We start from the raw sequence: 25,646 nt of genomic DNA, 5'->3' as shown, positions 1-25,646 counted from the left end.
CTCACAGCCATGAAACTTCTCGCACCGGTGGCAGCCGCGGTCGCCGTGGCCGCACTGGGGGTCGCGCCCGGGCCGGCGTCCGCGGACGAACTGCCGACGTTCGACTTCGCGGACTGCCCGGCACCGCCCGCGAACGCCGACCCGGGCACGTGGCGCTGTGAAGCCTTTGTCTCCCAAGGGAAACTGGCCATCCACGACCGGGAGATCCCGCTCGGGGAGATGCGCATGACGTTCAGCGAGGGGCGGGTGAACAGCCAGTACGCGCAGGTCTTCGGAGCCCTGCGCCACGCCCCCGCGCCGATCCCCGGACTCCCGGGAGCGACGATCCAGCTGCGCTACGGCGGCTACTCGGACTTCCTGAGCACCGCCGACCGGCGCGGCGCCTTCGACGTCTACGCCGTGGTCCGGCACCCGTTGCTGCGCAAGGACTGCAGCATCGGCACAGCGGCTGCCGCGCTGCACACCGTCGTCCACGACGACCCGGCCGTGCCGCCGCGGATCATCTCGGACCACCCGCGGACGGCGTACTTCGGCGTCGTCGACCCGGACCTGGCCCTGCCCGCGACCGCCGGCTGCGGCGTCCTCGGCAAGCTCGTCGACCTGCGACTGGGCCTGCCGTCGCCGGCCGGCGAGAACACGTTCCACCAGACGACGTACGTGCAGTACAAGCCGCTCTAACGCTTCTTCGGCGTCACCCAGATCGTGATCGTCCCGGTGACCACGGGCTTGCCCTTCGCGTCCGAAATGGTCACCGGGACCGGCAGCTCGAAACCCTCGTCGCCGAACTCCGGCAGCTCGGGCAGCGACGCGACCGCGCGCAGGCCCGTCTCGGCCTTCGCGACGTACTGGACGTTCATGCCCTTCGGCAGCCAGCGGTGCGTCGCCGGGACGGTCGCCTCGGCGAGCATCCCCATCGCGATCTCGGCGAGGTTGCAGGCGGCGATCGCGTGGAAGGTGTGGATGTGGTTGTAAACACCCCACCACTTCGGGGCGGTGACCTCGCAGTGGGCCGGCCGCAGCTCGCGCACCGACGGCAGCACCGTGCGGAAGTACGGCACGCGCAGGCACATCGCGGCGCTGAACAGCTGCTTCCCGCCCGGCTTCGCGGCCAGCTTGTGCCACAGCGCGAACGTCGGCGTCTCGGACATCGAGGTCTCCTTCGAGCTAAGCTACTGCTCAGTAGCCAAGCAGACGCTCAGCCGGTGCGCAAACCGCCGGATATATTCGCCCGTGTGGCGAACCGTCTCTTCCTCCTCCGGCACGGCCAGACCGAATGGTCGGTGAACGGGCGGCACACCGGCCGCACCGACATCCCGCTGACGCCGGCCGGGGAAGGCCAGGCGCTGGCCGCGGGCGGCACGCTGCGGAGCCTGGTCGGCGGGCCGTCGCTCGTGCTGTCGAGCCCGCGCACCCGGGCGCTGCGGACGGCCGCGCTCGCCGGGCTGCGCGTCGACGAGGTCACCGAGGACCTCGCCGAGTGGGACTACGGCGAGTACGAAGGCGTCACCACGCCGAAGATCCGCGAAACCGTGCCGGGCTGGACGGTGTGGACGCACCCGATCCCCGGCGGCGAAAGCGCCTCGGAGGTCTCCGACCGCGCGGACCGCGTGCTGACGCGCGCCCGTCGTGACATCGAAGCCGGTGACGTGATCCTGGTCGGGCACGGGCACTTCAGCCGCGTGCTGGTGGCCCGCTGGCTCGGCCTGCCCGCGACGTCCGGCGTCCACTTCGGACTCGACGCGGCCGGCATCGCGGTGCTCGGCGACGAGCGCGGCGAACCCCAGATCGAACACCTCAACCTGCCGCCCGCCCTGGAGGACTGACGTGCCCGACGACCGCATCCGCCGGATCCGGCCCGACGACGTCGAGGCCGCCGTCGGCCTGGCGTACGCGCTGGCCGACTACGAGCGCGCCCCCGACGAGTGCCACCTGACGGCACCGCAGCTGCACGAGGCACTGTTCGGCGACGCGCCGAAGCTCTTCGGGCACGTGGCCGAAGTGGACGGCGAGGTCGTCGGCTTCGCGGTGTGGTTCCTCAATTACTCGACCTGGCGCGGCGTGCACGGCATCTACCTCGAGGACCTGTTCGTGCTGCCGTCCCACCGCGGCTCCGGCCTGGGCAAGGCCCTGCTGGCGGCGCTGGCGGCGGAATGCGTCGCGCACGGCTACGCGCGGCTCGAGTGGTCCGTCCTGGACTGGAACCCGGCGACGGAGTTCTACAAGGCCCTCGGCGCGGTCGCGATGGACGAGTGGACAGTCAACCGCCTCACGGACGACCCCCTCCGAGCCCTGGCCGCCCAGGCCTGACCAAAGCTGTCGTGAGTGAGAAACAGTGTTCTAACGCTGTTTCTCACTCACGAGCCCTGGGCCGGGTCAGTCCTCTTCGTGGCCTTCGCGCTCGGCTCGCCGGCCGGCGAGGCCGCCGCGTTCGGCGGCTTCCGTCTCCGTCTCGCCTTCGCGCAGGCCCAGCGCCCAGGCCCGCGAGGGGCGGCGGAACAGCAGCACCAGCGCCGCGATGCCGAACAGCGCGATCGGCACGCCCCACGCCGGCTCGCCCGACGGGCCGAGCAGGTACCAGCCGAGGCCGAGCACGATCAGCGCGATCACCACGCCCGGCGAGCGCGCCCACGTCTGCCCGAGGACCAGCCCGGCCGACGCGGCCAGGAACGCCAGCGCCACCACGATGAACGTGCCGGACTCGACGTAGACGTTGTTGCCCGGCTGCGCGGGCGAGCCCAGGCCGTTCACCAGCACGACCACCCCGAGCACCAGCAGGGCGAGCGACGGCACCGCGGTGACCGCGCCGGCCAGCCGGACCTCGCGGGGAGCGGGCGAGAGCTTCACAGCAGGGCCTTCCGAAGGACTTCGAGTGCTTTGCGGGAGCACAGTGGACTCGACCAGGGCGGGTCACCGTGCGTGAGCTGATTCGATCGTATGCCACCCGGTCGGCCGTTTTCGCGGGACCGCCCGGGCGCTGAGAATTCAGGTGTCGTCGATGAGCGGGCGGTCGGCCCGGGTGCACTCGTCACGACGAGCGGACACTCGTCACGCGAAGGAGGGCCGCCCGGCACAGGGTCTCGAAGGTGCTGTTCGAAGGGTCGTCGCGACCGGGGTTCGGGCGGCGGTTTCCGCACTGAGCTTCCCGTCACCTTGGGCCGCCGGGAGGTTCTCGGGTGCCCGGAAGTCACCTACCCTGCGGTAGTGCGCGCAATCCTCGTCGTGAACCCCCAGGCCACCTCGACCACCGCCGGTGGCCGGGACGTCCTGGCGCACGCGCTCGCCAGCCAGGTCAAGCTCGACGTGGTCGAAACGGACTACCGCGGGCACGCCATGGCGGTCGCGCGCTCGGCCGCGCGGGACGGGATCGACCTGGTCGTGGCGCACGGCGGCGACGGCACGGTCAACGAGGTCGTCAACGGCCTGCTGGCCGATGCGGACGGCGACCCTTCCCAGATCGGGCGGATCCCCGCGCTGGGTGTCGTGCCCGGCGGCTCGGCCAACGTGTTCGCGCGCGCCCTCGGCATCTCCTCGGACCCCGTCGAGGCCACCCACCAGCTGCTCCACGCGCTGGAGAACGACCGCTCGCGCCGGGTCGGGCTCGGCCTGGCCGACGGGCACTGGTTCACCTTCAACTCCGGGCTCGGCTGGGACGCCGACGTCGTCGGCCGCGTGGCGAAGCGCCGCGGCAAGCAGACGACGGCCGGCCTCTACATGCGGGCCGCCGTCCGGTCCTACTTCCGGCCGCCGCTGGGCCGGCCGGCCCTGACCATCCGCGTCCCGGGTGAAGAGCCCGCCGAGGCGCTGACCGCTTTCGTGTCGAACACCGATCCGTGGAGCTACCTGGGCGAGCGTCCGGTCCACCTCAATCCGGGTTGCTCGTTCGAGACGGGATTGGGCCTGTTCGCGTTGAACGGTCTGGGGTTGCCGACGGTGTTCAAGCATGTACGGCGTGCTTTGGCTACGAAGAGCAACCAAAAAGGCAAGCGTCTCGTGCGTCACGACGACCTGCCGATGATCCGCATCGACGCAGCTGAACCGGTAAACTTCCAGGTGGACGGCGACCTCGTCGGCCAGCGGACCAGGGTGGAATTCTTCAGTGTCCCGAACGCACTCACAGTGATCGTGTGACGACGGGACCGCTGATCGCCTGCGGCAAAGTGCAATCTGCCGTTCGTCGACGCAGAAGCTCCACTCACCGCATCAGCCTTCCCTTCGTGCGGCTGTTTCGGAGAGAAACCGCAGGTCAGACGTGTCGCTCGGCCGGGTGAGCTGACTCACCGATCTTCCGGAAACCCTTGTCGAAAGCGGTGCTTCGTGAAAGCATTCACAAGCACCCGAGAACACGACCGCCATTGACGACTGTGGCGCGGCCCTCCCGCGCCCTATGAAGGAGCTCACGAACATGGACTGGCGCCACGACGCGGCCTGCCGAGACGAGGACCCCGAGCTGTTCTTCCCGGTGGGAACCAGCGGTCCGGCTCTGTCGCAGGTTGCTCAGGCGAAGGCCGTGTGCCACCGCTGCACCGTCGCTTCCGACTGCTTGGCCTGGGCTCTGGCCAGCGGCCAGGACGCCGGCGTGTGGGGCGGCATGAGCGAGGACGAGCGACGCGCGCTCAAGCGCCGCCGTACGCACATCGGCACGCGTACCAACGCCTGACGTTCCCAGCACCACCGTTTTTAGCACCACAGCTCAGCACCAAAAGCTTGTGCACCACGAAGCCGAGAAGGAAATCGCCCGGCTGGCACTTCTGTGCCTCCGCCGTCTGGGGTGATGCCTACCCGGCTTCAGCTTAACAACCGAGGTGAAACCACCTGACGACGGGTGTGCTGAAACCTCACCGGGACTTCAAGTCCTCCCGCAAAACGTTGAACGGCCCGGCACCCGCGTTACCAGGTGCCGGGCCTTCAGCGTGTTTTCCTCCCGCGATCCGCACCCGATCGCGTCCGCCGCACCGGTATGCCCGGCGGTGATCGAGTCCAAACGCGACGGTCTAGAGCCGCCGCGAAAGCGGGATGCGCAGCGCGGCCTCGGTGCCCGTCACGCGCGGCGACGACGTCTCCGCGTGCACCTTGCGCAGCGAAAGCGACCCCCGCAGCTCGGACTCCACCAGCGTCCGCACGATCTGCAGGCCCAGGCCGTCCGAACGCTCCAGCGAGAACCCCGCCGGCAGGCCGCGCCCGTTGTCGCGGATGACGACGTCCAGCCAGCGGGCCGAGCGCTCCACGATCAGCTCGACCTTCCCCGACCGGCCGGCCGGGAACGCGTGCTCGATGGCGTTCTGGACCAGCTCGGCCAGCACCATCACCAGCGGCGTCGCGATCTCCGCGACCACCACCCCGAACGAGCCCTTCCGCTTCAGCCCGACCTGCGACTCCGCCGTGGCGACCTCGCCGACCATCGGCAGCACGTTGTCGAGCAGCTTGTCGAGGTCGACGCGCTCGTCCACCGAGATCGACAGCGCTTCGTGCACCAGCGCGATCGACGTCACCCGCCGCACCGACTCCGCCAGCGCGAGCCGGGCCTCCTCCGACGACGTCCGCCGGGACTGCAGGCGCAGCAGCGCCGCCACCGTCTGCAGGTTGTTCTTCACCCGGTGGTGGATTTCCCGGATCGTCGCATCCTTCGACAGCAGCGCCCGGTCGCGGCGCTTGACCTCGGTGACGTCGCGGACCAGCACCAGCGCGCCCGCCGCCTGCCCGGCCGGGCGCAGCGGCAGCGCGCGGAACAGCACCACCGCGCCGCGCCGCGAGTCGGCCTCCGTGCGGCTCGACGGCTTCCCGTCGAGGGCCTCGATGATCCGGTGCGACACCTCGGTCGCGTCGAACGGGTCGCGGATCAGCGACCGCGTCAGCGGCGCCAGGCGCGTGCCGACCAGGTCGGACTCGTGCCCCATCCGGTGGTAGGCGGACAGGCCGTTCGGGCTGGCGAACACGACGGTGCCGCTCGAGTCGAGCCGGATCAGCCCGTCCCCCACTCGCGGCGAGGTGTGCGTGTCGGTCGCGTTGGTGCCGCTCGGCGGGAACGTGCCGTCGACGATCATCTGGCACAGATCGCCCGCGCTGCCCAGGTACGCGATCTCCAGCGGCGAGGGCACCCGAGGCGCGGCCAGGTTCGTCTCGCGGCTCATCACGGCGACGACGTCGTCGTGGAACCGCACCGGGATCGCCTCGCGCCGCATCGGCAGGTCGCGGTACCAGTGCGGGTCTTCCTCACGGCAGATCCGCGCCTCGCGCATGGCCTTCGCCAGCTGCGGGTGCTCCTCCTCCGTGAAGCGTGTGCCGACGACGTCCTCGGGGTGCGCGGTGGGCGCCGTCGTCGGCCGCGCGTGCGCGACGCAGACGAAGTCGCCGCCGTCCGGCTGCAGCTCCTCGGTCACCGGGACCCAGAGCAGGAAGTCGGCGAAGGACAGGTCGGCCAGCAGCTGCCACTCCGCGACGACGGTCTGCAGGTGGTCCGCGGCCTCCCCGGGGAGTCCGGTGTTGTCGGCGAGCAGTTCGGCGAGCGTGGACACGGTTACTCGACCGTCCCGAGCACGTCACCCTGCTGGACCCGGTCGCCCTTCGCCACGGCGAGGCTGGTCAGCGTGCCCGCCTTCTCGCTCACGGCGGGCAGCTCCATCTTCATCGACTCCAGGATCAGCACGGTGTCGCCGGCGTTCAACGCGGCACCCGGCTCCGCGACGACGTGCAGCACGGTGCCGACCATTTCGGCCCTGATCTCGGCCATCCGGCACCCCTCCTCGCGCTCGCCCGGCCACCCCATCCAACCAGAACGGGACGTCATGACACACTTGAGAGGTTGACCAGCTTTGACGACGAGGAGTGAACATGTCGAAGCGCGCCCGCAAGCGTCGCAGCCGGAAGAAGAACAGCGCGAACCACGGCGGTAAGCCCAACTCCTGAACCCGGCGTCGGCACGCAAAAGGCCCCCGCACTCCTGCGCGGGGGCCTTTGTCGTGCTCGGGCGCTATTCGGAACGCTGCTCGAGGGTGATCTCGGTGCGTTCGACGGTGACGCCGCCGCGCGTGGCGACGGTCTGGCGGATCGACGCGCGCAGCCGGCTCTTCAGCTCGGCCGGGGCGTGGTCGCCGCCGCACTTGCGGGCCAGCAGCTGCTTGATGTGCTCGTCGATGCCGTACTCCTCGAGGCACGGCGGGCAGTCGTCGATGTGGGCGCGCAGGGCGGCGTCCCGCTCGGGGCTGCATTCGCGGTCGAGGAGCAGGTAGATGTCGGCGAGCGCCTCTTCGCAGCGGACCTTGTCCGACGCGCCCTCGCACATGTCGTTCATCGCCCCGCCACCTCCTCCTTGGCACCCCGGATGAAGCCGCGTTCGCGGGCGACGTCGGCGAGCAGGTCGCGCAACTGGGCGCGGCCGCGGTGCAGGCGGGACATCACGGTGCCGATGGGGGTGTCCATGATCTCGGCGATCTCCTTGTACGCGAAGCCCTCGACGTCGGCCAGGTAGACGGCCAGCCGGAACTCCTCGGGCAGCTTCTGCAGGGCGGCCTTCACGTCGGTGTCGGGCAGGTTGTCCATCGCCTCGACCTCGGCCGAACGCAGCCCCGCGGACGTGTGACTCTCCGCCTTGGCGATCTGCCAGTCGGTGATCTCCTCGGTGGGCTGCTGCACCGGCTGCCGCTGCCGCTTGCGGTAGCCGTTGATGTAGGTGTTGGTGAGGATGCGGTACATCCACGCCTTGAGGTTCGTGCCGGCCTTGAAGGACGCGAAAGCCGCGTACGCCTTCAGGTAGGTCTCCTGGACCAGGTCCTCGGCATCGGCGGGGTTGCGGGTCATCCGCATCGCGGCCGAGTACAGCTGGTCGAGCAGCGGCATCGCGTCCCGCTCGAAGCGCTCGGCGCGCTCGGCCTCGGTCGCTTCTTCCGACGCTGGGTTCTGCGTGCTCGGCAAACCGTTCCCTTCCCGCTCGGCGTCGATGCGCGTGCGCGCATACGGCGACGTCGAGTTTACGCGGGGGCCGGGCACACCGCGGTTCGCCGGTGCCTGAGGGCGGCGGCGGCTGCGAGAGCGTGTGGTGGCGAGGGTTGTGGTCACGCCCCGTACAACCGATCGGAGGGTGCGGGCATTCCCTAGACTCCGCCCCATGGCTGGCAAGGGCACCCCGGCGACGGCGCTGCTGGTGAAGCAGAAAGTGGCGCACACGCTGCACGCATACGACCACGACCCGCGCGCGGAGTCGTACGGGCTGGAGGCGGTGGAAGCGCTGGGCCTCGATCGCGCCCGAGTGTTCAAGACCCTGGTCGCCGAGGTGGACGGCCGGTTGGTGGTCGGCGTGGTCCCGGTCACGGGCCAGCTGGACCTGAAGGCTCTGGCGGCCGCGGCGGGCGGCAAGAAGGCCAAGATGGCCGACCCGGCGGCGGCGCAGCGGGCGACGGGGTACGTGCTGGGCGGAATCTCACCGCTGGGCCACCGGAGCCGGCTGGCGGTGGTGGTCGACACTTCGGCTACGACGTTCGAGACGGTGTTCTGCTCGGCCGGGCGACGCGGGCTGGAAGTCGAACTGGCCCCGGCCGAGCTGATCCGCCTGACGAATGCGGTGGTGGCACCGATCGCGGCTTGACCTGCGGGTTTATCCCCCAGAGGCCCGCCAGACAGCCCCCACCCGTCCCGGGGGGGCGGCCCCTGTCCAGCGTATCGGCTGAAGGGGTGCAAAAACCGTCCGGCCGAAAATCTGTGGATAGCCGTACCCGATGTGGACAACTCAGGCCAGCGGGCGCAGCACTCGCGACAGCCACTCCGTCGCCGCCCGGGACACCGTCTCCAGGTCCTTCGACAGGCTGTGGTCCCCGTCGACCATGACGATCTCGTGGTGTGGTCCCGCGGCCGGCCGGCCGAACGGGTCCCGCTCCCCCTGCACCACCAGGACCGGCACCTCGACCGCGTCCAGTTCCGGCTGCCGCGTCTTCTCCGGCTTGCCCGGCGGATGTTCCGGGAACGCCAGGCAGAGCACCGCCACCGCCTGCCCGGCCGAAGCCGTCCGGCAGGCCACTCGCGCTCCCGATGACCGGCCGCCGAACACCAGCGGGAGCGAGTCGAAGCGCTCCGACAGCTCGTCCGCGATCGTCAGCCAGGCCGCGTCCAGCTGGTTCGCCGGGGCCGGCGCGCGGCGGCCCGCCACCCGGTACGGCTGCTCGACCAGCGCCACGTGCACCCCCGCCGACTGCGCCGCGCGCGTCACCGCCACCAGGTCCTTCGCCCCGAGCCCACCGCCCGCGCCGTGGCCCAGCATCAGCACCGCCACGCCTTCCTCGGCGCAGTGCAGGTAGACCCGGGCCGGGCCGTACGCGGTGTCGATCTCGAGGGCCGTCATGACTTCGGCACGTCGAACAGGGCACCTTCGTGCGCCGGGTCGACGCGCTCCAGCAGCTCGGGCCCGTTGTTGCGGACGTTGTTCACCAGCGTCGAGATCGGCCGCAGCTCCAGCGACGCGACGATGTCGTCCGGCGTCGGCACCAGCAGGTCCTTGACGTCTTCGCGGTCCGGGTCGAGCCAGTCGTCCCAATGGGCGCGAGGCACGATCAGCGGCATCCGGTGGTGGATGTCGGTCAGCTGGCCGGCGGAGTCGGTCGTGATGATCGAGAACGTGATCAGCGGCGGCGCGTCCTTGTCGTCCTTCGGGTGCCAGGTCTCCCAGATCCCGCCGAACGCGATCGAGGAGCCGTCCGGCTCCGTCATGTAGAACGGCTCCTTCTCCTTGCCGGTGCGGCGCCACTCGAACCAGCCGTCGGCGGGCACCAGGCAGCGCCGCGACACCAGCGCGCGGCGGAAGGCAGGCTTCTCGGCGGCCGTCTCGGCACGCGTGTTGATCATCCGCGAGCCGACCGAAGGGTCCTTCGCCCAGAACGGCACCAGGCCCCACTTCATCATCCGCAGCGAACGCTCGGCAGGCTCGTCCTCGAGGACCTCGCCGTCTTCGTCACGCGGGTGCCGCTGCACGACGGTCACCACGTTCTTCGTCGGCGCGACGTTGTGGTCGGCGCGCGCGTGCCCTTCGGTGAGATCGATGGCCTCGAACTCTTCGATCAGCTTCGCCGGGTCCTTCGTGGCGGCGTAGCGGCCGCACATGGCCAACCTCCTCGCATGCCGGAAACGTCCGGGACGCCATCGTTACACGCAGGCCAGGGCCGTGGCGAGCGACGTGGGATCATTCGGGTGGGCACCGGTGCACGAGAGGACGAGGGTTTGGCGCGCAACGACTGGAGCAAGCTGGACGAGTCCGACGTCCGCGTGCGTCCGGGCAAGGGCACCCGGCCCCGCAGCAAGCGCCGTCCCGAGCACGCCGACGCCGTCAACGCCATGGTCATCGGCAAGGACCGCGGCCGCTGGACCTGCGCGATCGACGCCGACCCCGAACAGGTGATCACCGCGATGCGGGCCCGTGAAATGGGCCGGACGCCGGTGGTGGTCGGCGACCGCGTCGGGATCGTCGGCGACGTCTCCGGCAAGCCGGACACCCTCGCGCGCATCATCCGCGTCGACGAGCGCACCAGCTCGCTGCTGCGCACGGCCGACGACACCGACCCGTACGAGCGGCTGGTCGTCGCCAACGCCGAGCGCCTGCTGATCGTCACCGCGCTGGCCGACCCGCCGCCGCGGACCGGCTTCATCGACCGCTGCCTGGTCGCCTGCTACGCGGGCGGCGTCGAGCCGGTGCTGTGCCTGACGAAGGCCGACCTGGCCAGCCCGGACGAGCTTCTGGCCGGGTACGCGGGCCTCGACATCCCGGCGATCGTGACCCGCTACGACGAAGAGCCCGAAGGCGTCGCCGAGATGCTGAAGGACCGCGTGACGGCGCTGGTCGGGCACTCCGGTGTCGGCAAGTCGACATTGGTCAACCGCCTGGTGCCGGATGCCGCGCTGGCCACGGGTGTCGTCAGCGCGGTCGGCAAGGGACGCCACACGTCCGTGGCGGCGGTGGCGCTGCCGCTGCCGGACGGCGGCTGGGTCATCGACACGCCGGGCGTGCGGTCGTTCGGGCTGGCCCACGTCACCGCGGACGACATCGTCGACGCGTTCGAGGAGTTCGCGGCGGCCGCCGAGGAGTGCCCGTCGGGCTGTGGGCACCTCGGCCCGCCCGAGGACCCGGACTGCGCGCTCGACGACGTCGTCACCGAAGGCCACGCGGGCGCCGAACGGCTGGCGTCGCTGCGACGGCTGCTGGCCTCCCGCGGCGGCCATGAAGTGACCCGCGTCACAGAGTCCTGAGACAACCGGGAACCAAGGCCGGATCGTCACCGTCCCAGTGGTAACTATTCGTCCGATCGGGCGATATGCCGAGCGGAAGATCCGACTCTGAGGGGAATTCGATGCGCAAGACCACCCTGGTCGCCGCGAGCGCCGCCGTGCTGGCGCTGACGCTCACGGCGTGCAGCGGCAACTCCGGTACCGCCCAGCCGGCCGCCGCCGGCAGCCAGACGCAGGCCGCCGGCGGCAGCGGCCTCGCCTCGCCGTTCACCGACGCGATCCAGCTGGCGTCGGCGTCCAAGCAGGGCACCGAGAAGTCCAAGTCGGCGAAGTTCACCATGGAGGGCTCCGCCGCCGGCCAGGCGCTCAGCGCGACCGGCGCGATGGCCATCGACGGCGCGAACACCAAGTTCTCGATGACCAGCACCGCGGCCGGCGAGACCACCGAGATGCGCATGGTCGACAAGGTCATGTACATCAAGCTGCCCGCCGACCAGCAGAAGCAGATGGGCACCGACAAGTCGTGGGCGAAGATCTCCGCCGACGGCACCGACCCGGTCTCCCAGGCGCTGGGCAGCTCGCTGTCGCAGTCGGCCGAGCAGAGCGACCCGAGCAAGATGCTCGACCAGATCTCGAAGACCGGCCGGATCATCTCCTCCGACCAGACCGAGCTGAACGGTCAGCAGGTCAACCACTACAAGGTCGAGCTGGACGTCGCGAAGGCGATCGACCAGTTCACCGGTTCGGTCCCGGCGGCCGCGCGCAGCAAGCTCACCGACATGCTCAAGGGCAAGGACATCAAGCTCCCGATGGAGCTGTGGCTGGACAAGGACAACCTGCCGGTGCAGGTGACCATGGACCAGGGCCCGATGATGCAGGCGATGGGCGTGCCGGGCGCGGGCGACTCGAAGTTCACGATGAAGTACAGCGACTGGGGCACCCAGGTCGACGTGGCGGCCCCGCCGGCCGACCAGGTCGTCGACCTCGGCGAGCTGATGAAGAAGGCCGGTCGCTGACCGGACGCTGAGTAGCGGCGGCTCCCCCGAACGGGTTCGGGGGAGCCGCTGTGTTTTGGTGTGCCATGCGCAAAGCCGCCGTCGTGCTGCTCGCCTTGGTGCTGACCTCGTGCACTTCGCCGCCACCCCCGGCGTTCGCCGACGCCCGGGCACTGGCCGACGCGGCCACCGCGGCCACGGCGAGCGGCGGCTCGGCGAAGTTCACCACGGACGTCGCCGTGGGCCAGGTGCGCTCGAAGGGCCAGGGCCAGGCACGCTTCGGTCCGGGCGGGACGTCCCAGGTGATGACGACCGACTTCATCGGCGAGCCGATGGAGCTGCGGCTGGTGGCGGGAAAGCTGTACGCGAAGGTCCCGGAGGGCTCGCGCGACCAGGCCGGCAAGCCCTGGACAGTGGTCGCGGCGGACGGAACGGACCCGTTTTCCCAGGTCCTCGGCGGCAGCCTCACGCAACTGGCGGCCCAGAACGACCCGGCGCACACGCTCGGCGAAATCCGGACGGCGGGCTCGATCGTCTCCTCGGAGCACACGGACTTGAGTGGCGTGGCGGCCGAGCACTACCGGGTGGACCTGGACCTGTCCCGGCTGGGCACGGACCTGCCGGCGGGCTTGTCGGCGGACTCGGCGAGCCGTCTCGGGGGCAAGTTCCCGGTGGAGCTGTGGCTCGACGACGCGCACCGGCCGTTGCAGATCGTGCTGGACCTTTCGCCGATCCTGCAGGGCGGCGAGGCTCGGATCACCACGCGGTACCGCGAGTGGGGCGCGCCAGTCGAGGTGCAGGCGCCGCCTGCGGACGAGGTGGGTTAGTTAGACGCTGCCCCGCCCCGGCCAGCCAGTCCCAGCCCCGACCAAGGCAGCCCCAGCCCCGACCAAGGCAGCCCCCGCCCATCCCGGGGGGGGCGTCCCCAAGTCCAGTCTACCGGCCACCCCCGACACAACCCCCAGCTCGACCCGACTTGTCCACAGCCGACTCCACCTGTGGACAAGTCAGAGAAGCTCCAGCAAGAACGGCAGTTCCTGCGGGGCGTACCAAGCCAGTTCGTGGTCCTCGGCGTCTCCGAGCGTGAATTCCGCGTCCGGGTCGCCGAGGTCCGCCGCGTCGATCACCGCCGCGGCCGCGGCCACCGCGTCCGCCGCCTCGGCCGCGTCGACGTGGATCGCCGCTACCGCCGACAGGGGGATCGGGCCACCGATGCGGACCACCGGGGCGTCCAGGTCCGGCCGCAACGTCACGCCGGAAACGTCCGCCGAGATCACCACCCGGCGCGGCTCGCCCTTTTCCTCCGCCGCGATCAGGCGCAGGGACGCCCGCGCCGCGTCCAGCAGGGCCGCGTACTCCAGCTCCTCGTCCGACCCGCTCACGTACGCCTCGCGCAACGCCGGCGTCAGCGCGAACGCCGTTCCGCTGCGGGCGCGGAACTCCCCCGACGATTCGAGGTCGCGAAGCATCGCGATGGTCGCAGGCAGATAGACCCTCACCAGTGCGCACCCTTCAGCTCTTCCACGGACTCTTCGATCATCCCGGCCACGAGGTCGACGTCGAACGCGGCCTTGCGGTCGCCGTTCAGTCCGAAGTAGACGCCGCCGTGGTAGGACGTCACCCCGATCGCCAGCGCCTGGGTGCGCATGAGCGGCATCACCGGGAACATCTCGACCAGTCTGGCCTCTCCCGCGTACATCGGCACCTGCGGGCCCGGCGAGTTGGTCACCATGACGTTGAAGATGCGCCCGGACAGCGAACCCGCGGCCCGCGCGCCGAGCGAATGGAGGGTGGCCGGGGCGAAGCCGCCCACCTTGAGCAGGCCGCGCGCCGCCACCGGACGGCCCGAGTCCAGGTGCTCGGCCATCGCGTGCCCGATGTGCTGCAACCGCAGCACCGGGTTGGGCTCGCCGACCGGCAGGTCCACCAGGTACGCGGCCACCTGGTTGCCGACCAGCGCCGGCGTCGAGTATTCCGCCGTCTCGGCGTCGCGGACCGCCAGCGGGACCAGCGCCCGGATCGTCGCGGTCGGCGTCAGCTGCTCCTCGCGCGAAAGCAGCCACTCGCGCAGCGCGCCGGTGATGGCCGCGAGGACGACGTCGTTGACCGTGCCGCCGTGCGCCGCGCGGATCTTGCGGAAGTCCTCCAGCCGCGTCCGGACCACCGAGAACACGCGGCCGCCGGACACCCGGACGTTCAGCGGCCCGGTCGGCGCCGGAGTCACCAGCGTGCGCAGCGTCGACGCCACCCCGCCGACGGTCTCGGCGAACTTGCCCGCCGTCGCGAACGCGTCGTTCGCCGCCGACCGGACGTTCTCCACCACCTCGCCCGGCCGCTGGACGCCCTCGCTGACCGCGTCCAGCACCAGCTGCGTGCGGCTCGGCTCGCGGCGCGGCGTCCAGATGTCCTCGAACGGCTCCGGCTCGGCCGGCGTCGGGTCGAGGATGAGCTGGGCGAGCTCGATCGTGCCGACACCGTCCACAACGGACTGGTGCGTCTTGGTCACCAGCGCCACCCGGTCACCGGCCAGGCCCTCGATGAAGTACGCCTCCCAGAGCGGCCGCTCCGGCGCCAGCCGCCGCGACATCAGCCGCGCGACCAGGTCGAACAGCTGCTCGTCGCTGCCCGGCTGGGGCAGCGCCGAGCGCCGGACGTGGTAGTTCAGGTCGAAGTCGACGTCGTCCACCCACACCGGCCGCGCGAGGTGACCCGGCACCTCCTGGACGCGCTGCCGGTAGCGCGGCAGGTATGCCAGCCGCGCGCCGACGAGGTCGAGCAGCTGCGCGTAGCTGAACCCGGACCGCGGCCGCTCGAAGATCGCCACGCCGCCGACGTGCATCGGGGTCGCGTGGTCCTCGAGGTAGAGAAACGAGGCGTCCAGCGCGGAGAGGCGGTCGGGCATGGGGCGATCCTTACACAGTGCGAGACTGCCGGGTGTGGGTGATGAGTCGACTGTCTCGCCGAAAGACCGCTTCCTGACCGTCTACGGCCGGAAGCCGGTGCTCGAAGCGCTGGCCGACGACGGCCTGCGCGTGGACAAGGTGATCCTCGCCGACACCGCCCGCGGTCCCGGCGCGGCCGAGATCCAGCGTGCGGCGAAGGCCGCCGGAGTCATGGTGCAGCGCGCCAGCGCGCACCGGGTCAAGGTCCTCGCCGGCAACGGCAAGCAAGACCAGGGCGTGCTCGCCGACGTCGTCGCGCCGCGGATGCGCGCGCTTGACACCGCGCTTTCGGACCGTCGACCGCCGTCTCGGGTGCTGCTGCTCGACGGCATCACCACGCCCGCGAACGTCGGGATGATCCTGCGCACGGCGACGGCCGCCGGGCTCGAGGGCGTGATCGTGCCGCGACGCGGTGTCGCCGCGCTCGACCCGCTGGTGGTCAAGGCTTCGGCCGGCGTCGCCTTCCGCGCGCCGGTGCTGCGGTGCGGGTCCGCGCGCGAAGCCGCCGAACTGCTCACCGAAGCCGGCTACGGCCTTTACGCGCTGGGCGCGTCGGCTCGTACCACGGTGTTCGACGTCGACCTGCCGCAGCGCGCCGCGTTCGTGCTCGGCGGCGAGACGGGCGGAGTCGGCGCCGAAGTCGGCGAGCTCGTCACGGAATGGGTGTCGATTCCCATGCCGGGTGACGTCGAGTCGCTGAATGTCTCAGCCGCCGCGGCGGTCCTGTCTTTCGAGCTGGTCCGCCGCGCGCGGTGACGCGCGCTCACCAGTCCGGGAACAACACACCGAGCTCGGAGAGCGTTTCCTCGACCGACCGGTGGTGCACGCCGACCATCCCCGCCTCGACGGCGCCGCGGATGTTCGCGGCGGAGTCGTCGACGAACGCACAACGCACGGCGGGCAGCCCGAGCCGGTCGGCCGCGAGCAGGTAGACCGCGGGATCCGGTTTGGCGACCCCGACCTCGCCGGAAAACACGAGCGCGTCGAAATAGTCGAACATCGTGTTCTTGACCTCGGCCGACGCCCCAGGGGCGTTGGACAGCAGCGCGGTGCGGACGCCTCGCTCGCGCGCGGCCGCCAGGTAATCGTAGAAGCGGCCGGCGTCGGGATCGGTGAGAACTCCGGCGAAGTCGACCAATAACCCCTTCAGCACCCGGCACACCATAGCCGGGGCGGCGACGCGTTGTCTCGCATGGCGCAACAACCGCCCGCACTTACCGCACCGGCGGCCGTGAATCCATCGTTGCGGTGGTTCTTTCCCGAATCGGGCGATTCTCGTGGCCTTTCCGGCCGGTTCCCGCCTCTAAGCGGAGGCGACGGCGAAATGCCGTGCCCGGGAGGGGAGGAAATGACCGAGGAACACCGCGTGAGAACACTGATTCACCACGAAGTGCCACGCCGGGCCGACCGGCCACCGGCCGTCACGCCGCACGAACACCGCGGGAGCGATGCCCGGTGGCCGATGCCTCGCGGCCTCGAGGCGGGCGAGGTGAGCCGGCTGCTGACCATGCTGCTGGAGGCCTACGACGGCCGCCGGCCGGTGCCGCAGATCCGCGGCCTGGTGGCACCGGAGGTCTTGGCGAGCCTGAGCGGCCCGCACCTGGCACGGCCGCGCCACCGGCTGTGCCGGGTCCACGTGTGCCCGCCGGCGCCGGGGGTGATCGAGGCGTGCGCCCGCGTGGAAGTGGCGGGCCGGTCGATCGCGCTGGCGGCCAGGTTCGTCCGGACACCGGCGGGCTGGCAGTGCGTGCGGTTCGCGCTGCTGAAACCGGGACACCCGGTTCAGGCACAGCGCCGGGCTGCGGCGTGAGTCGCGCTTCGGCGGCTCGCGCGCCGCCAGGGTCGTAGCCGCCGCCTGCGGCGTCGGCGTGCCAAGGTGCCAGAGGTCTCGGGCGACTGGGCCCCGCACCCAGCCGTTGTGCAGTCGGCTCGCTGTACCACCGGTTCGCGCACCGCCGGGTCGCCGGCGGCTGCGGCGCCAGCTGCGTCGGCGTCGGCGTCGGCGAGCCGAGGTGCCGGAGGTCTCGGGCGCCGGGCCGCAACCCGGCCGCCAAGCCCAGGCCATGCCGCCGAGCAACCGGCCGCGCGAACTCCCCTCCCCACCGGCCCTCAAGTCGTGAGCGGCAGAACCCTAACCCCCGCTGGCGACCGGGAGCGTTGCCAAGCCGCGCAGGGTGGTCGTCGCCGTCCACTTCGGATCGGCCGCCAACTTCAGCTGCGGCATCCGGCGGGCCAGTTCGCGGAACACGATGCGGCCCTCCAACCGTGCCAGCGGGGCACCAAGGCAGAAGTGGATTCCCTGGCCGAACGCCAGGTGGCGGCCCGGCGTGCGGGTCGGGTCGAACGTGTCGCCGCCTGTTGACGGGTCGCGGTTGGCCGCTCCGATCAGGACGATCACCTGGCTGCCCGCCGGCACCGCGAACGACCCCAGTTCCGTGTCCCGCAACGCCGTGCGGGCCGTCAGCTGGACCGGGGAGTCGTAGCGCAGCACCTCCTCCACCACGCGGTCGGGCGGTGCCGCGCCAAGGCCGTCGTGGCGCAGCAGGGCCAGTACGCCGTTGCCGATCAGGTTCGTCGTCGTCTCGTGGCCGGCGATCAGCAGGAGCGTCAGCGTCACCAGCAGCTCGCCCTCGCTGAGCACGTCGCCCGCGTCGGACACCGCGACCAGCGCGGACAGCAGGTCGTCCCCCGGCTCGCGTCGCCGCTGGTCCGCCAGGGAACGGAAGTACGCGACGAACGACTGCCGTGCCTTGACCGCCGGCCCGACCGTGTCCGGGTGCTGCAGGAACGGCGGGTCCAGTGCCCGCGCCATCGAGTGTGACCACGCCGCGAAGCGCTCGCGGTCGTCCAGCGGCACGCCGAGCAGCTCCGCGATCACCTCCACCGGCAACGGCTTGGCCAGCGACGTCATCAGGTCGAACTCACCGCGCACGCCGTCGAGGAGCGACGCGGTGAGCTCCTCGATCCGCGGTGCCAGCCGCTCGACCATCCGTGGCGTGAACGCCTTCGCCACCAGCCGTCGCAGCCGCGTGTGGTCGGGCGGGTTCAGGGACAGGAACGCCCGGACCACGCGTCCCGATTCGTCGACCGGCTGGTCCGGGAGCCGGTCCGCCGGATCCAGGTACTCCGGCTCGGGGTGCCCGAAGGCCGGGTCGCGCAGTACCTGCGTCGCCTCGGCGAGGCCGCTGACCGCGAACATCCCTTCGGCCAGCCGCGCGACCGGCCACCGCGCACGCCATCGCCGGTAGTGCGGGTACGGATCCGGCCGCCGCTCCGCGGCGAACAGCGCGAAGAACTCCTGCGGATCCACCGGCTTCTCCCCTCGCACAAAAACAGGGCCGGGGTGCGCGTGCACCCCGGCCCCGGAAACCACGTCAGCGACGCGGGCCCTTCTTGCCCTTCTTCTGCGCGTCGCGCTGCGCGGCACGACGATCCCGGCGGGTTCCCCCACCGCCACCGCCCGCGGCCTGCGCCCCGCCGTCGGCGTGGGACTCGACCTCGCCGTCCTCACCCGGGCCGGACAGCGTCACGCCCAACTGCGGGCCACCGCCGCCGAGGCCCTTGCCGCGCAGGGCGGCCGGGACGGACTCGGTGTCGGTCGTCGGCGGCTGCGGCGGCGCCGGACGCGCGTGCCGGCCCTCCGAGGGCGCGGCTGCCTGGCCGTTGCCCGAAGCGACACCCGCGGGCAACGCCGCGGCGTCCTCCGCCGGCGGCGCCTCGGCCCGCTCGACCTGCAGGTTGAACAGGAAGCCGACGGCCTCCTCCTTCAGCGAGTCGAGCATCGCGCGGAACATGTCGAAGCCCTCGCGCTGGTACTCGATCAGCGGGTCGCGCTGCGCGAGCGCCCGCATGCCGATGCCCTGCTTGAGGTAGTCCATCTCGTAGAGGTGCTCGCGCCACTTGCGGTCGAGGACCGTCAGCATGACCTGGTGCTCCAGGGTCCGCATGCCGTCCGGGCCGACGAGCGCGTTGATCTCCGCTTCGCGCTTGTCGTAGGCGTTGCGGGCGTCCTGCACCAGCGCCTCGCGGAGCCCCTGCGCGTCGAGGTCGCCGTCCTCGACCAGGTCTTCCCAGTCGATGCTGACCGGGTAGAGCTGCTTCAGGGCCGTCCACAGCTTCTCGTGGTCCCAGTCCTCGGCGTAGCCGCTGGAGGTCGCACCGTCCACATAGGCGTTGACGACGTCGACGAGCATGCCCTCGATCTGGTCGCGCAGGCTCTCGCCGGCCAGCACGCGGTGGCGCTCGGCGTAGATCACCTTGCGCTGCTCGTTCATGACCTCGTCGTACTTGAGGACGTCCTTGCGCTGCTCCATGTTGATCTGCTCGACCTGGGTCTGCGCGCTCTTGATGGCCTTGGAGACCATCTTGTGCTCGATCGGCACGTCGTCGGGCAGCCGCATGGTCGTCATGACGCGCTCGACCATGGTCGCGTTGAAGCGGCGCATGAGCTCGTCACCGAGCGACAGGTAGAAGCGGGACTCGCCGGGGTCGCCCTGGCGGCCGGAACGACCGCGGAGCTGGTTGTCGATGCGGCGCGACTCGTGCCGCTCGGTGCCCAGCACGTAGAGCCCGCCCGCCTCGCGAACCTCTTCCGCTTCGGCCTTCGACTCCGCCTTGACCTGCTCCAGGACTTCGGGCCACGCGGCCTCGTACTCCTCGGAGTGCTCGACCGGGTCCAGGCCCCGCTCGCGCAGCACCTGGTCGGCGATGAGGTCGGGGTTGCCGCCCAGCACGATGTCGGTACCGCGGCCCGCCATGTTCGTGGCGACCGTGACGGCGCCCTTCTGGCCGGCGCGGGCGACGATCAGCGCCTCGCGGTCGTGGTGCTTCGCGTTCAGCACCTCGTGCGGCACGCTCAGCTTCACCAGCAGCTTCGACAGCCGCTCGGACTTCTCGACGCTCGTCGTGCCGACCAGGACCGGCTGGCCCTTCTCGTGCCGCTCGGCGATGTCCTCGGCGACCGCCTCGTACTTCGCGTCTTCGGTCTTGTAGATCAGGTCCGGCTGGTCGGCGCGGATCATCGGCCGGTTCGTCGGGATCGGCACCACGCCCAGCTTGTAGGTCTGGTGGAACTCCGCGGCCTCGGTCTCGGCCGTACCGGTCATGCCGGACAGCTTGTCGTAGAGGCGGAAGTAGTTCTGGAGCGTGATCGTCGCCAGCGTCTGGTTCTCGGCCTTGATCTCGACCTTTTCCTTGGCCTCGATCGCCTGGTGCATGCCCTCGTTGTAGCGGCGGCCGACCAGGATGCGCCCGGTGAACTCGTCGACGATCATCACTTCGCCGTTGCGGACGATGTAGTCCTTGTCCTTGTGGAAGAGCTCCTGGACCTTCAGCGCGTTGTTCAGGTACCCGACCAGCGGGGTGTTCGCGGCCTCGTAGAGGTTCTCGATGCCGAGCTGGTCCTCGACGAACCGGACGCCCTTCTCGGTGACGGCGACGGTGCGCTTCCGGACGTCGACCTCGTAGTGGTACTTCGAGTTGATCAGGTTCGTCTTCTCGGTGCGCTCCCGCGACCCCATGGTCGTGGTGTCGATGCCCTTCATCAGCGGGGCGAGCCGGGCGAACTCGACGTACCAGCGCGACGACTGGTCCGCCGGGCCCGAGATGATCAGCGGCGTCCTGGCCTCGTCGATGAGGATCGAGTCGACCTCGTCGACGATGGCGAAGTTGTGCCCGCGCTGCACGCAGTCGTCGAGGCTCCACGCCATGTTGTCGCGCAGGTAGTCGAAGCCGAACTCGTTGTTCGTGCCGTAGGTGATGTCGGCGTTGTACTGGGAGCGCCGCACGTCCGGCTGCTGCTCCGACAGGATGACGCCGACCTCGAGGCCGAGGAAGCGGTGGATGCGGCCCATCCACTCCGAGTCGCGCTTGGCCAGGTAGTCGTTCGTCGTGACGACGTGGACGCCCTTGCCGGGGATGGCGTTGAGGTAGGCGGGGAGGACGCAGGTGAGCGTCTTGCCCTCGCCGGTCTTCATTTCGGCGACCTGGCCGAGGTGCAGGGCCGCGCCGCCCATCAGCTGGACGTCGAAGTGCCGCTGGCCCAGCACCCGCTTGGCCGCTTCCCGGGCGACCGCGAAGGCCTCCGGAAGCAGCTCGTCGAGCGACTCGCCCTCGCCGTTCCGCTTGCGGAACTCCTCGGTCTTGGCCCGCAGCTCGGCGTCGGTCAGGTCCTTGACGTCGTCTTCGAGGGTGTTGATGTGATCGGCGATGTTGCGCAGCCGCTTCACCATCTTGCCCTCGCCCGCGCGGAGCAGGCGGTTCAGCACCATCCGGTCGACCTCACTAGCTGATCATGAGTGCGCCCAGGCCGGTCCCGGGCAGGTTTTCCCGCGGCGGCCGCCGTGGTCGGCGCCACCGTCCCACCCCATCGTAGGGAACGGTGGGCGTCGTGTGCACACGCCGTAGGTCGTGGACGTGCGGATGGCCCGCACGCGAGCCGCGTGCGGGCCATCCGTCAGGCCTCCTTAGGACGGCTCAGCCGAGCCGGATCACGCCGTAGTCGAAGCCTTTCCGCCGGTAGACCACGCTGGGCCGGCCCGCCTCCGAGTCGTTGAAGAGGTAGAAGTCGTGGCCGACCAGCTCCATCTCGTAGAGAGCCTGGTCCACCGTCATGGGCTCCGCGGTGTGCTGCTTCTCGCGAACGACGCGACCGGGCTGGTGACCGAGGTCGTCGTCGGCCCAGCTCTGCTGCTGGGGCAGGTGGATCTCTCCGGCGACCGCGAAGCCGTTCGTCTGCGGCTCGGCTTCGGGTGCTTCCAACACCGCGGTACGCGCGGCGGGACTGGCTGCGGCCGGGGATCCACCACCCGGCAGGGCCGAGGTCGCTTCGGCGACCGATTCCGGGCGGCTGCGCCCGTAGTGCACGCGCCTCCGGTCGTGTGTCCTCCGCAGCCGGTTCTCCAGCTTCGTGACTGCGGAATCGAGCGCTGCGTAGAAGTCGGCGGCACACGCTTCAGCGCGTACGGCCGGGCCACGCCCCTTTCCGGTGATTTCGACGCGCTGGCAACTCTTGGCCTGGCGCCGATTGGGTTCGTGGAACAGCTCCACGTCGTACCGGATGACTTTCCTGTCGTAGCGCTCGAGGCGGGCCAGCTTTTCGCTGACGAGTGCCCGATAGTGCTCGGGCACCTCTACGTTGCGGCCCTTAACGACGATGTCCATACACGACCTCCCTCGCTGAGATGACTGCGAGCTGTTGAGTTCACACACGGCGCCGGTGTAGCGGGGACGGAAGCCCGGATCGCGGGCTGAGAAGGAACTCGGGATCGGTTCACGACGTCTCGTGCCGGGGCCCGAGCGCGGACTCAGCGCACCTCCGGCGCCAGGGACATGGGCTCGTCACCTCCCTGCCTGCGGGGATTGCTGATAGCGGAGCACGTTAGCTTCCTCACGCCCGTTGCAACAGCCCCCGAGCCGGGGGATGTCGAGGAATGAGACTCCGTCACCCCGCGCAGTGAGCGGAGGGTGAACACCAGAAAACACCCGCTGGTCGGACGCGGTGCGGTTCGCGTGCTTTCACACGGACGGCGCATCGCTGCCGGCTGGTGGACGCCGAGGGTGACGGCCAGGTTTCCCGCAGCCGCCACCCCGGTGGAGTGGCCTGGCGGCCGAGTGGTCTTGATCGACACCCTCATGCCGGGACAACGGCCCCCGAGCTGATTGCGTTCCCGCCGGATGTCACTCGTGTAGGTGACGTCGGGGTCACCCGGGTGCGGGGTGAGGCCGGGGGGGGTGCCGGGGTGGGGTGCCGGGTTTGCGGTGGTGAGGGCCGGGGAGGCGGGTGGCTTGCCGCGGTCGGCGGTGGTACCCGTGGCGGTGACGAATGCTCGGCTGCGCGCGATCGGACGCAGCCGTGACTGCCGCGGCTGCGCGCGATCGGAAGCAGGCGTTGCTGCCGCGGCTGCGCGCGATCGGACGCAGCCATGGCTGCCGCGGCCGCGCGATCGGAAGCAGGCGTTGCTGCCGCGGACCGGCACCGCGCGGCTGGTGACGGCGGCCGCCACACCTGGCGGCGCGGGACTGGTGCCGGGCGGCGGAGGACCGCCGGGCGGCGCGGCGCCGACGACGGCCCCGCAGCCGCACGCCATGCGTCACCCCGCCGCGAGCAGGGTCAAGACCGCCGCCACCTCGATCCCCTCCGCCGCCATTGCCCGGACGCAGGCCGCCGCCGTGGCTCCCGTCGTGATCACGTCGTCCAGGAGCACCACCGGCATGCCCGGCGGTGGGCGGCCTGCCTCGCGGAAGCGCACCCGGCCCGCGAGGTTGGCCATCCGGGCCGCGCGGTCCAGGCCGACCGCGTCGCGGGCTCGGCCGGACAGCTCCAGCGCCGGAGCGACCGCGACTTCGAAGCCCCGCTCCGCCAGGACCTTCGCCGCCGCGTTGGCCAGGCGCTCGACGTGCGGGCCTCCGCGGACCCGGGCCGCCGGACGGCGGCTCGGCGCCGGCACCAAGCACACCCGAGAAGCGGACACCCGCGGCAGGACGACCAGGGCCTCCGCCAGCGCGCGCCCCAGTGAGGCCGCCAAGTCGCGGCGGCCACGCTCCTTGAACGCGATCAGCAACCGCCGGCCGACGCCCCGGTACCGGGCCAGCGCGAACACCCGCACCTTCCCCGCCACCGGGACCCGGACGACCTCGGACACCGCACCCCACACCCCCGCGCACCGGCCGCAGCACGGCGCTCCACGGGCCCCGCAGCCGGCGCACCGGGCGGGGATCAGCAAATCGAGCCACACACGGACAGTGTCCCCGGCACCACCGACAGTTTCCGGAACCTCAGCCCGGGTAGAACGGATCCGCGTCCTTCATCGAGTGGGCCTGCGGCCGCCAGACCTCGCCGAGCTCCGACGCCGTCCACAGCCCGCTCGCGTCGGCCACCACGATCGGGCGGCTCGGCGCCGCCGTCACGCCGTGCACCTGGGGCGTCAGGTTGGAGCTGTTGAACGCGTCCATCCGCTGGCCGTCCACCGTCACGCGGACCACCGGCTGGGACGGCGACTTCGTCACCGCCACCAGGGTGTCCTGGTCCAGCCAGTCCACGTCGACCGCTTCCTGGAGGTCGTGCGGCTGCAGCAGCCGGGGCTCGCGCAGGGCCACCGAATCGCCGCTGCCGACCACCGAGGCCACCCACAGGTGGTCGTTCACCACCGCCGCCACGCGGGCGCCGTCGCGGGAAAACCGCAGCTCCGTGATGCCGCCCTGCTGGATGAGATCCGCCGCGTTGACCGTGAGGGCCGTCCACTGGCCGTTCGGGCTGACCACCATCCGGCCGACCGAAAGCTCGTTGACCACGGTCCACACCTCGCCGGTGCCCGGCCGCCACGTCGGACGGCTCAGCGTCGTGCCGCCCAGGCCGACCAGCGGCAGGTCGTGCCCGAGATCGCCGATCCGCAGGCGGACCTTCGGGCCGTCGTGCTCCACCACCGCCAGGCGCTTGCCGTCGATCGACTGGGCCGCGTTCACGACGTCGTAGCCGCCGTTGCCCGCCGGGCCGGGGACCGGTGCGCCGTCGAGCAGGGACCGCACCCGGCCGCCGACCGTCATCAGGCCCGGGAGCTCCAGGCTCGGCGACAGCGTCGCGGTGTACGCGGGCAGGTCGTTCAGGCGCCAGTCCGGATGGTTCGCGACCAGCGGCGCGCCGTCGGCGAGGATCCGGATCCGCGCCGACGTCACGTACTGGAGGGTCAGGACGATCTGCGCCGCGATCAGGTTCCGGATGTCGTCGGCGACGCCGGACAGCCCGGTCAGCGGTACCACGAGCGTCCCGTCGTCCAGGCTCTTCACGTTCGTGTCGATCTCGACCGGCTCGCCGAGCAGGTTCTTCACCGCACCGGCCAGGCTCGTCGAGGGCCCGTTGACCAGCAGATCCATCACGCGGCCCGGCAGCCCGGACTGCGGCTTCGCGATGACGTAGCGGCGGTCGGGGACGAACGTGGCCGACTGCTCCGAGTAGAAGTTCACCGACACCGGCGTGTAGTTCTCGCTGAAGTCGGACTCGGTCGCGTACAGGTCGGGCGGCGGGTCGGCGATCCGCCACTGGCCGTTCGCCTGCTTGTGCACCTGCACCTTGAGCGCCGCCGGGCTGTAGTCCGGCACGAACGCGCTGTTCTGGTCGAGCATGCCGACGTCGAACCCGCGCACGTTGACGACGACGGTGTTCGGGTCGGGCTGCGGGGCCGGGTCGTAGACCGTGCCGAAGGTGTTCTGGATGATCGTCAGGCTGCGGCTGGGCCGCCAGTTCGCCCGGCTCTGGTCGTCCAGGTAGGCGCGGGCGGCCGCGTTGCCCTGGCCGGGCTTGAGCGTCGCGCCGATGAAGCCGCGGACCAGCGAGAGCGGGTCGATGTCTTTCTCCGGCTCGGGGACGACGTCGCCGGACCCCTGGCCCTGCCGTTCGCCGGAGACGACCACGGGCTGGGACTCCAGCGGCACGTTCGCGCAGCCGGCCACCAGGACCAGGCACAGCACCGCGAGCAGAAGCCGTTTCACCGGCCCACGGAGAGCTTGTGGG

28 protein-coding genes are annotated in these 25,646 nt (G+C 71.0%); 12 read left to right on the top strand and 16 right to left on the bottom strand.

Features of this window, described 5'->3' with window-relative positions:
- The first annotated feature begins 9 nt into the window (after positions 1 to 9).
- On the top strand, positions 10 to 678 hold the full coding sequence (locus OG738_RS18410; RefSeq protein ID WP_329055494.1) for a hypothetical protein: 669 nt from the start codon (positions 10 to 12) through the stop codon (positions 676 to 678).
- Here the strand turns inward: OG738_RS18410 and OG738_RS18405 are convergent.
- A complete protein-coding gene (locus OG738_RS18405; protein ID WP_329055492.1) occupies positions 675 to 1,148 on the bottom strand; it encodes a hotdog fold domain-containing protein in 474 nt (157 codons plus the stop codon). The genes OG738_RS18410 and OG738_RS18405 overlap by 4 nt on opposite strands.
- 84 nt (positions 1,149 to 1,232) lie before the next feature.
- Here OG738_RS18405 and OG738_RS18400 point away from each other — a divergent pair, with 84 nt between their 5' ends.
- Entirely contained in the window at positions 1,233 to 1,823 is a 591-nt protein-coding gene (locus OG738_RS18400) for an acid phosphatase (protein ID WP_329055490.1), read from the top strand.
- A 1-nt stretch (position 1,824) separates the two neighbouring features.
- Positions 1,825 to 2,307: a GNAT family N-acetyltransferase gene (locus OG738_RS18395; protein WP_329055489.1), complete on the top strand. Its 483-nt coding sequence runs from the start codon at positions 1,825 to 1,827 to the stop codon at positions 2,305 to 2,307.
- Between the two features lie 66 nt (positions 2,308 to 2,373).
- Here OG738_RS18395 and OG738_RS18390 read toward each other — a convergent pair whose 3' ends face one another.
- On the bottom strand, positions 2,374 to 2,844 hold the full coding sequence (locus OG738_RS18390; RefSeq protein ID WP_329055488.1) for a hypothetical protein: 471 nt from the start codon (positions 2,842 to 2,844) through the stop codon (positions 2,374 to 2,376).
- Between the two features lie 357 nt (positions 2,845 to 3,201).
- Between OG738_RS18390 and OG738_RS18385 the strand changes: the two genes are divergently transcribed.
- Together OG738_RS18385 and OG738_RS18380 are read left to right on the top strand one after the other, a co-directional pair.
- Positions 3,202 to 4,128, top strand: a complete 927-nt coding sequence (locus tag OG738_RS18385; protein ID WP_329055487.1) for a diacylglycerol/lipid kinase family protein — start codon at positions 3,202 to 3,204, stop codon at positions 4,126 to 4,128.
- Positions 4,129 to 4,402: 274 nt separating this feature from the next.
- Positions 4,403 to 4,657, top strand: a complete 255-nt coding sequence (locus tag OG738_RS18380; protein WP_072481920.1) for a WhiB family transcriptional regulator — start codon at positions 4,403 to 4,405, stop codon at positions 4,655 to 4,657.
- A gap of 334 nt (positions 4,658 to 4,991) precedes the next feature.
- Here the strand turns inward: OG738_RS18380 and OG738_RS18375 are convergent, their stop codons facing one another.
- Complete coding sequence (locus tag OG738_RS18375; RefSeq protein ID WP_329055485.1) at positions 4,992 to 6,512, bottom strand: sensor histidine kinase; 1,521 nt, start codon at positions 6,510 to 6,512, stop codon at positions 4,992 to 4,994.
- Positions 6,513 to 6,514: 2 nt separating this feature from the next.
- On the bottom strand, positions 6,515 to 6,727 hold the full coding sequence (locus tag OG738_RS18370) for a biotin/lipoyl-binding carrier protein (protein WP_329055483.1): 213 nt from the start codon (positions 6,725 to 6,727) through the stop codon (positions 6,515 to 6,517).
- A 101-nt stretch (positions 6,728 to 6,828) separates the two neighbouring features.
- Between OG738_RS18370 and OG738_RS44680 the strand changes: the two genes are divergently transcribed.
- Positions 6,829 to 6,903, top strand: a complete 75-nt coding sequence (locus OG738_RS44680) for a 50S ribosomal protein bL37 (RefSeq protein WP_371827656.1) — start codon at positions 6,829 to 6,831, stop codon at positions 6,901 to 6,903.
- A 64-nt stretch (positions 6,904 to 6,967) separates the two neighbouring features.
- On the opposite strand, the gene rsrA is transcribed toward OG738_RS44680, so the two are convergent.
- Together rsrA and OG738_RS18360 are read right to left on the bottom strand one after the other, a co-directional pair.
- A complete protein-coding gene (rsrA, locus tag OG738_RS18365) occupies positions 6,968 to 7,288 on the bottom strand; it encodes a mycothiol system anti-sigma-R factor (protein WP_257918242.1) in 321 nt (106 codons plus the stop codon).
- Positions 7,285 to 7,908, bottom strand: a complete 624-nt coding sequence (locus tag OG738_RS18360; protein WP_329055479.1) for a sigma-70 family RNA polymerase sigma factor — start codon at positions 7,906 to 7,908, stop codon at positions 7,285 to 7,287. The genes rsrA and OG738_RS18360 overlap by 4 nt, the downstream gene beginning before the upstream one ends.
- Before the next feature lie 193 nt (positions 7,909 to 8,101).
- Between OG738_RS18360 and ybaK the strand changes: the two genes are divergently transcribed.
- Entirely contained in the window at positions 8,102 to 8,578 is a 477-nt protein-coding gene (ybaK, locus tag OG738_RS18355; RefSeq protein ID WP_329055477.1) for a Cys-tRNA(Pro) deacylase, read from the top strand.
- A 141-nt stretch (positions 8,579 to 8,719) separates the two neighbouring features.
- Here ybaK and OG738_RS18350 read toward each other — a convergent pair whose 3' ends face one another.
- Positions 8,720 to 9,328 (bottom strand): alpha/beta hydrolase family protein, encoded by a 609-nt coding sequence (locus tag OG738_RS18350; RefSeq protein ID WP_329055475.1) that lies wholly within the window; start codon positions 9,326 to 9,328, stop codon positions 8,720 to 8,722.
- Positions 9,325 to 10,083, bottom strand: a complete 759-nt coding sequence (locus OG738_RS18345; RefSeq protein ID WP_329055474.1) for an SOS response-associated peptidase — start codon at positions 10,081 to 10,083, stop codon at positions 9,325 to 9,327. The genes OG738_RS18350 and OG738_RS18345 overlap by 4 nt, the downstream gene beginning before the upstream one ends.
- A gap of 117 nt (positions 10,084 to 10,200) precedes the next feature.
- On the opposite strand from OG738_RS18345, the gene rsgA reads away from it, so the two are divergent.
- The 3 genes from rsgA to OG738_RS18330 all read left to right on the top strand — a co-directional run bounded on the left by rsgA (position 10,201) and on the right by OG738_RS18330 (position 13,024).
- A complete protein-coding gene (gene rsgA, locus OG738_RS18340) occupies positions 10,201 to 11,223 on the top strand; it encodes a ribosome small subunit-dependent GTPase A (RefSeq protein WP_329055473.1) in 1,023 nt (340 codons plus the stop codon).
- 101 nt (positions 11,224 to 11,324) lie between these two features.
- Positions 11,325 to 12,218 (top strand): hypothetical protein, encoded by an 894-nt coding sequence (locus tag OG738_RS18335; RefSeq protein ID WP_329055472.1) that lies wholly within the window; start codon positions 11,325 to 11,327, stop codon positions 12,216 to 12,218.
- Positions 12,219 to 12,283: 65 nt separating this feature from the next.
- Entirely contained in the window at positions 12,284 to 13,024 is a 741-nt protein-coding gene (locus tag OG738_RS18330) for a hypothetical protein (RefSeq protein ID WP_329055471.1), read from the top strand.
- A gap of 180 nt (positions 13,025 to 13,204) precedes the next feature.
- Here OG738_RS18330 and OG738_RS18325 read toward each other — a convergent pair whose 3' ends face one another.
- Both OG738_RS18325 and OG738_RS18320 read right to left on the bottom strand, forming a co-directional pair.
- Entirely contained in the window at positions 13,205 to 13,696 is a 492-nt protein-coding gene (locus OG738_RS18325; RefSeq protein WP_329055469.1) for a DUF6912 family protein, read from the bottom strand.
- Positions 13,693 to 15,099, bottom strand: a complete 1,407-nt coding sequence (locus OG738_RS18320; protein ID WP_329055467.1) for a WS/DGAT/MGAT family O-acyltransferase — start codon at positions 15,097 to 15,099, stop codon at positions 13,693 to 13,695. The genes OG738_RS18325 and OG738_RS18320 overlap by 4 nt, the downstream gene beginning before the upstream one ends.
- A 34-nt stretch (positions 15,100 to 15,133) precedes the next feature.
- Between OG738_RS18320 and OG738_RS18315 the strand changes: the two genes are divergently transcribed.
- Positions 15,134 to 15,895 (top strand): TrmH family RNA methyltransferase, encoded by a 762-nt coding sequence (locus OG738_RS18315; RefSeq protein ID WP_329055466.1) that lies wholly within the window; start codon positions 15,134 to 15,136, stop codon positions 15,893 to 15,895.
- Between the two features lie 7 nt (positions 15,896 to 15,902).
- Here the strand turns inward: OG738_RS18315 and OG738_RS18310 are convergent, their stop codons facing one another.
- Positions 15,903 to 16,277 carry an HAD-IA family hydrolase gene (locus OG738_RS18310; protein WP_329056750.1) on the bottom strand — a complete coding sequence of 125 codons (375 nt, stop codon included), beginning with the start codon at positions 16,275 to 16,277 and terminating at the stop codon, positions 15,903 to 15,905.
- A 228-nt stretch (positions 16,278 to 16,505) separates the two neighbouring features.
- Here OG738_RS18310 and OG738_RS18305 point away from each other — a divergent pair, with 228 nt between their 5' ends.
- Positions 16,506 to 16,949, top strand: a complete 444-nt coding sequence (locus tag OG738_RS18305; protein ID WP_329055464.1) for an Rv3235 family protein — start codon at positions 16,506 to 16,508, stop codon at positions 16,947 to 16,949.
- A gap of 321 nt (positions 16,950 to 17,270) precedes the next feature.
- Here the strand turns inward: OG738_RS18305 and OG738_RS18300 are convergent, their stop codons facing one another.
- The 5 genes from OG738_RS18300 to OG738_RS18280 all read right to left on the bottom strand — a co-directional run bounded on the left by OG738_RS18300 (position 17,271) and on the right by OG738_RS18280 (position 25,624).
- Positions 17,271 to 18,449, bottom strand: a complete 1,179-nt coding sequence (locus tag OG738_RS18300; RefSeq protein ID WP_329055463.1) for a cytochrome P450 — start codon at positions 18,447 to 18,449, stop codon at positions 17,271 to 17,273.
- Positions 18,450 to 18,513: 64 nt separating this feature from the next.
- The gene (secA, locus tag OG738_RS18295; RefSeq protein ID WP_329055461.1) at positions 18,514 to 21,408 is read right to left on the bottom strand and encodes a preprotein translocase subunit SecA; all 2,895 of its coding nucleotides are present in this window, start codon (positions 21,406 to 21,408) and stop codon (positions 18,514 to 18,516) included.
- Positions 21,409 to 21,613: 205 nt separating this feature from the next.
- Positions 21,614 to 22,300 carry a ribosome hibernation-promoting factor, HPF/YfiA family gene (gene hpf / locus OG738_RS18290; protein ID WP_329055459.1) on the bottom strand — a complete coding sequence of 229 codons (687 nt, stop codon included), beginning with the start codon at positions 22,298 to 22,300 and terminating at the stop codon, positions 21,614 to 21,616.
- 929 nt (positions 22,301 to 23,229) lie between these two features.
- Positions 23,230 to 23,874 (bottom strand): ComF family protein, encoded by a 645-nt coding sequence (locus OG738_RS18285; RefSeq protein WP_329055457.1) that lies wholly within the window; start codon positions 23,872 to 23,874, stop codon positions 23,230 to 23,232.
- Between the two features lie 40 nt (positions 23,875 to 23,914).
- On the bottom strand, positions 23,915 to 25,624 hold the full coding sequence (locus tag OG738_RS18280) for an LpqB family beta-propeller domain-containing protein (RefSeq protein WP_329055456.1): 1,710 nt from the start codon (positions 25,622 to 25,624) through the stop codon (positions 23,915 to 23,917).
- Positions 25,625 to 25,646 lie beyond the last annotated feature (22 nt).

It is taken from the genome of Amycolatopsis sp. NBC_01488 (assembly GCF_036227105.1).
Lineage (GTDB): Bacteria > Actinomycetota > Actinomycetes > Mycobacteriales > Pseudonocardiaceae > Amycolatopsis.
This window is presented reverse-complemented; position numbering and strand designations above follow the sequence as displayed.